Consider the following 5,944-nt stretch of genomic DNA (forward strand, 5'->3'; position numbering starts at 1 on the left):
CACGCCGGTGCTCGTCGCGGTCCATCATCCGCCGGTTGCCGTCGGTGCGCGCTGGCTGGACGGGATCGCCCTTGCCGACGGCGAGGCCCTGCTCGCCCGGCTGGGCGCCTGCGGACGGCCGGCTGTCGTCATTTGGGGACACATTCATCAGGCCTTTGAAGGGTGGTACGGGGGCGTGAGGCTGCTAGGGGCGCCATCTACGTGCATTCAGTTTGCACCGCTCAGCGGGGAATTCGCGCTGGATATCAGGCCTCCCGGCTGGCGAGAGTTGACACTCCACCCCGGCGGGGGTAACGAAACGTGTGTGGGGCGGCTGTCCGACGGGGCCTTTAGGCCGGTAACGGACTGCGAGGGCTACTGACCGCCCCTGGCTGACGTTGGTCTGGTGGGGGAGAACAGGGATGAGCCAAACGGCCACGGCCGAATCCTCGCCGACGGTGATCGCCCGGCTGCGTGCGGAGCTGGCCGAGGCGCGGGCGCGCGTCGACGAGATGGCGGCCTATTACCGGGGCGAGCTCGAGGCGCTGCGGCAGCGTTCCGAGGCGGAGATGGTGCGCAGCCAGGCCGATGCGGCCGGGCGGCGCAAACGCGCCGAGGAGGAGGCGGCAAGGCTGGCCGACGAGCTGGCCGCGGTCCGTCGCGAGGCGGAGCAGGCACAGCGCCGCTATGCCACCCTGGTGCGCGATCAGGAGGAGGCCGAGGCGGCCGGGCAGGCGCCCGCCTCCGAGCTGGTCCGTCTCGACCGTGAGGTCCGCGCGCTGCAGACCCGGCTGGACACGGAGCGTGCCGAGCGGCGGGAGCTCGAGCGCGTCTACGATGATCTCAAGGCGCAACACCGCCGCACCGAGGCCCGATGGCACGAGCAGATGTCGCGGCTGCGCCGTGGCTTCAAGGCCTCGGAGCAGCGGCGCAAGACCCTGGAGGCGCGGCTGCGCGAGCGCCAGGCCGAGGAGCGGGTCGCCGCCCCGGAGCCCCAGCGCGCGGAGAGCCGGCGCCGGCACCAGGCCGAGCTGAAGATGGGCTGGGGCCAGCAGGAGGTGACCTTCGGCGACGACCTTGCCGATGAGTTCACCCTGATCGAGGGTGATCGCTCGCTTGGTGCCCACGAGAAGGCCGAGCAGGCGCAGGAGGCCGCCGGTTCGCCGCCGGAATCCGTGAGTCCCGGTGAGGCGGAGCACCTGCTTGCCGGCCTCAACGTCGATCGCCGCGTGGCCCAGCGCCCGGATGGCGCCACTATCACGGGGGCCCCCGCGGCGGACGGCGGGTCCGCTGATAACGGTGCCGCGGTGAAGGCATCCGGTGGCGCCGGTGCTTCCACCGCCCCCGCCGGCGATTCGGAGGCGGCCAGACCCGCACCGCGGTTTGAGGCGCGGGCGCCGGCCCCGCCGGTGAGCAATGGGCCGCGGGTGCGTCCCAAGCCGCCCCGGCGGCGGTTTGTGGTCGGTCTGGCGGTTGTGCTGGTGCTGGCCGCGGTGGCCGTGAGCGGCAGCCCCCTGGTCAGCGCGGTCATGCCGTGGCTGGCCGGTCAGTGAGTGCCGTCGCGGACCAGCCGTCCCGGGCGGCGCTGGCCCGTGCTCACGCGTGTTGCCGGACCCCGGTCCGGCAACGGTCTGCGGAGGTCACGGGCGCCGGCCATGTACCACCGTCCCGCTCATCCTGAAGCGATTCGCTGACATGCCCGCGTGTCCGTGCGTCGATACCGGCGCCGGGACTTGTGGCGTGCGCGAAGGTCCCCGAGGCCCGGCGCGATCTAGATCTCGATCATCTCGAAATCCTGCTTGCCCGCACCGCACTCCGGACAGGTGAAATCCTCGGGTATGTCCTCCCAGCGGGTGCCGGGTTCGATACCCGCCTCGGGCAGGCCCTGCTCCTCCTCGTAGATCCAGCCGCAGACGACGCACATGAACGCTCGGTATTCCATTGAGGGGTATCCTGGGTGTAACTGACAGCCGGGCAGCTTACTAACCCGGTCACGGGTAATGCCACAGCTGTGCCCGTCCGACGCGGGTGGAGCGCTCGCCGTCGCGCGCGCAGGGCAGTACACTCGGGCCCACGACGGCCTGACGACAGCGTGGTGCATCGCATGAGCCCAGCTCCCCTGATCCGTGGACTTTATGTCATCACCGATGCGGGGATGCAGCCCCCGGAGCGCCTGATCGAGTCCGTATCCGCTGCCCTGCGCGGCGGCGCGCGGGTGGTGCAGTATCGCGACAAGGGCGATGACCGGGCGCGGCGTCAGGCCGAGGCCACCGCGGTCGTCGATGTCTGCCGCGCGGCGGGCGCGTTGTGCCTGATCAACGACGACGTGGCGCTTGCCGCGGATAGCGGCGCCGACGGCGTGCACATCGGCCGGGAGGACGGCGGGATCGCCGAGGCGCGCAGCCGGCTGGGGCCGGACGCGGTTATCGGGGTGTCGTGCTACAACGAGTTCGGCATGGCCGTGGAGGCGGAGGCCGCCGGGGCGGACTACGTCGCCTTCGGCAGTGTCTACCCCTCGCAGGTAAAGCCGGATGCCGTGCGCGCCCCGCTGTCGCTGTTCGCCCAGGCCCGCCGCCGGCTTTCGGTGCCGGTGGTGGGCATCGGCGGTATCGATGCGGACAATGCCGGTGAGGTCATCGCGGCGGGTGCCGATGCCGTGGCGGTGATCAGCGCGGTGTTTGCCGCACCGGATGTCGCCGCCGCCGCCAGGCGGCTGGCGGCCAGCGCGATCGCCGCCCCGTGGGGGCCCGCCGGACCGGACGGGCCGCCACCGGGCGGTGGTCGGTGACACATGGATCCAGCGTTTGGGAAACCGAGACTATGAGCCGTTCCTCCGAGCTTTTCGCCGAGGCCCGCGAGCACCTCGTGGGCGGGGTCAATTCCGCGGTGCGGGCGTTCCGTTCCGTCGGCGGCGATCCGCCGTTCATGCGCCGGGGCGAGGGCGCGTGGATCGAGGACGAGGACGGCCGCCGCTACGTGGACTACGTCCTTTCCTATGGCCCGCTGGCGGTGGGGCACGCCCATCCCGAGGTGGTGGACGCGGTGCAGCAGGCGGCGGCCCGTGGCCTGAGCTTCGGTGCGCCCACCGTGGCCGAGACCGAGCTCGCCCGCCGGGTGAAGTCGCTGGTGCCCTCCATCGAGCGCATCCGCATGGTCAACTCCGGCACCGAGGCGACCATGAGCGCCCTGCGCCTTGCCCGCGGCTATACCGGGCGGGATCGTATCGTGAAGTTCCAGGGCAATTACCACGGCCACGTCGACCCGTTGCTGGTCGAGGCCGGTTCCGGGGTGCTGACCCTGGGGATCCCGGGCTCGCCGGGCGTCCCGGCGGACGTGGTGGCGGGCACGCTGACCGTGCCCTACAACGACATCGAGGCCGCCCGCGAGGTCTTCAGCCGCTACGGTGACGAGATCGCCGCGGTGATGGTCGAGCCGGTGGCGGGCAACATGAACTGCGTGCCCCCGGTCCCCGGCTTCCTCGAGGGGCTGCGCGGGCTGTGCGATGACAGTGGCGCGCTGCTGGTCTTCGACGAGGTCATGACCGGTTTCCGGGTCGCCCCGGGCGGGGCCCAGGCCCACTACGGCGTGACCCCGGATCTCACCTGTCTGGGCAAGGTCATCGGCGGCGGCATGCCGGTGGGCGCCGTGGGCGGCCGCGGCGAGGTGATGTCCCACCTTGCCCCGGAGGGCCCGGTCTACCAGGCCGGTACGCTTTCCGGTAATCCGGTGGCCATGGCCGCCGGTATCGCGACGCTGGACGTGCTCGCCCGCGAGGGTGCCTGGGCGGGGGCAGAGGAGACCGCCCGGCAGCTCACCCAGGGCCTGCGTGAGCGCGCCCGGGCAGCGGGCGTGCCGTTCACCACCAACCAGGTGGGGACGATGATGGGCCTGTTTTTCACCGACGCCGAGTCGGTGACCGGCTTCGACGACGTCGCCGCGTGCGACGCTGAGCGGTTCAAGCGCTTCTTCCACGGCATGCTCGACGCGGGCGTGTACCTGGCGCCGTCGGCGTTCGAGGCCGCGTTCGTCTCCACCGCCCACGACGAGGCGGCGATCGGGCACACGCTCAAGGCGGCGGAACGCGTCTTCGCCGGGCTCTGACCGGCCTGGGGCTGCGGCGCGGTGGAGTGGCTGACGCCGGTCCTGGCATGGGTCGCGGCCCATGCCCACTGGGCCGGTCCGCTCATCGGGCTGGTGGCGTTCGCGGAGTCGCTGGCGCTCGTGGGGCTGTTCGTCCCCGGGGCGCTGGCGATGTTCGCCGCCGGTGCCCTGGTGGGGACCGGCCATCTGCCGTTCTGGCCGCTGTATGCGTGGTCCGTGGTCGGCGCGATCGCCGGCGATGGCCTGAGCTTCTGGATCGGGCGCTACTACGGCGGCGCGCTGCGCCGGCGCTGGCCCTTCTCCCGCCATCCCGATCTGCTCGAACGCGGGGTGCGCTTCTTCGCCGCCCACGGCGGCAAGGGCGTGCTGCTCGGGCGCTTCGTGGGACCCGTGCGCCCCATCATCCCCGCGGTCGCGGGCATGCTGGACATGCCCGGGGGCCGGTTCCTGCTGGTCAACGTGGCGTCGGCGCTGGCCTGGGCGCCCGCCTATCTCCTCCCGGGCATGGTCTTCGGGGCCTCCCTCGCGGTGGCCGCGAGCGTGGCCACCCGGCTGGTGACCCTGGTAGTGGCAGCGCTGATCCTCGCGTGGCTGGCATGGCGGCTGCCGGGTTGGCTACGGCCGGTGTTCCGTCGCACCGCCGTGCGCCTGCTCCATCGCCGGCCCGGGGCCCGGCCGCTGCGCGGCCTGCGTCACCCAGCCGGCATGCTCTGGCTGGTGGCGCTGGTGACGCTGTTGGTGACCCAGGGCGTCGCGCTCCGGTATCCGCTGCCGGCCGGGTGGGAACAGGACGTCCTCGACGTCCTCGATGCCCATCGCAGTGCCCTCCTGCGGATACTCCTGTGGCTGGTGACACAGCTCGGCAGCACGCTCGCCGTTGCCATCGCCGCGGCTGCGGTGACGGCGACACTGGCCATCGCCCGCCGGGGACGGGCGGCGGCGGTGTACGCAGGGTCGGTCGCCGGCACGGTCGCGCTCGGCTACGTCCTTAAAGCGCTCTATGCAGCGCCGAGGCCCGGCGCGCTCACCGGCGAGGCGTTCGGCTTTGCCTTTCCCAGCGGTCACAGCTACGGGATCGCGGTGTTCGTCGTCGCCACGGCGGTCCTGGTGGCACCGCCGGCCTGGCGGGGGCGGCGCTGGCTGTTCGCCGCCGCCGGCATTTTCGCGGTGACCGTGTCGTTGACCCGCCTGGGTCTCGGCGTGCACTGGCCCCGGGACCTGGTGGCCGGCCTGGCCCTGGGCGTGGTGGGCGGCGGCCTGCCGGCACTGCTCGGCCCCGGGCGCTGCCCGCCCGGGCTGCGCCGCCGCGTGCTGACCGTCGCCGTGCCAGCGCTCACTGTGGGGGCATTGGTCAACGGCCTGCTGAGCTACCCCGACGGGCTGGCGCGATATCCCGCCGTGCAGGACCGGACGCCGGTGACCGCCTCTGCGCTGTGCTCGACGCCCGGGCTGGAATCCCCGGGCACCCGGATATGGCAGGGGCGGGTAGCCGCGCTGGACGAGGCGTTGAAGGCCGCCGGATGGCGGGCGATGCCGGCGTGGACCCTGCAGGCGACGCTGCGCTGGCTGAGTCCCGATCCCTCGCCGGCGCTGCTGCCGGTGCTGCCCCGGGTGGAGGCGGGGCGATGGCCCGCGGCCGTGTGGATAGACGTGGACGGGCCGGACCGCCGCGTGCTGTGGCTGTGGTGGCGTGCCGCCGGCGTGGACGCGCCGGTGTGGCTCGTCGCGGCGGCGGATGAGCGTCTGCGGCCAGGCTGGCCCTTCGTGCTGCGCACGCTCACCCCGGCTGCCGTGCCGGTGGCCGAGCTACGCACGGCTGGGCGTCTCTGCCCGGCTGCCCCAGGGAGGTAGGTCGTGCACGGCC

5 protein-coding genes are annotated in these 5,944 nt (G+C 72.8%); 4 read left to right on the plus strand and 1 reads right to left on the minus strand.

Annotated elements, in window-relative coordinates; translation table 11 throughout:
* The first annotated feature begins 401 nt into the window (after positions 1 to 401).
* Positions 402 to 1,532 carry a hypothetical protein gene (locus G7A99_RS12430; protein ID WP_018719736.1) on the plus strand — a complete coding sequence of 377 codons (1,131 nt, stop codon included), beginning with the start codon at positions 402 to 404 and terminating at the stop codon, positions 1,530 to 1,532.
* 218 nt (positions 1,533 to 1,750) lie between these two features.
* Here G7A99_RS12430 and G7A99_RS12435 read toward each other — a convergent pair whose 3' ends face one another.
* Positions 1,751 to 1,921, minus strand: a complete 171-nt coding sequence (locus G7A99_RS12435; protein ID WP_018719737.1) for a rubredoxin — start codon at positions 1,919 to 1,921, stop codon at positions 1,751 to 1,753.
* Between the two features lie 162 nt (positions 1,922 to 2,083).
* On the opposite strand from G7A99_RS12435, the gene thiE reads away from it, so the two are divergent.
* The 3 genes from thiE to G7A99_RS12450 are packed head-to-tail and all read left to right on the plus strand — an operon-like array spanning position 2,084 to position 5,931.
* Positions 2,084 to 2,767, plus strand: coding sequence for a thiamine phosphate synthase (gene thiE / locus G7A99_RS12440; protein ID WP_051088269.1), 684 nt, complete (start codon positions 2,084 to 2,086; stop codon positions 2,765 to 2,767).
* 32 nt (positions 2,768 to 2,799) lie between these two features.
* The gene (gene hemL, locus G7A99_RS12445; RefSeq protein ID WP_018719739.1) at positions 2,800 to 4,080 is read left to right on the plus strand and encodes a glutamate-1-semialdehyde 2,1-aminomutase; all 1,281 of its coding nucleotides are present in this window, start codon (positions 2,800 to 2,802) and stop codon (positions 4,078 to 4,080) included.
* A gap of 21 nt (positions 4,081 to 4,101) precedes the next feature.
* Positions 4,102 to 5,931 (plus strand): VTT domain-containing protein, encoded by a 1,830-nt coding sequence (locus G7A99_RS12450; RefSeq protein WP_163140577.1) that lies wholly within the window; start codon positions 4,102 to 4,104, stop codon positions 5,929 to 5,931.
* The last annotated feature ends 13 nt before the right edge of the window (positions 5,932 to 5,944 follow it).

It is taken from the genome of Arhodomonas sp. KWT, from assembly GCF_010993615.1.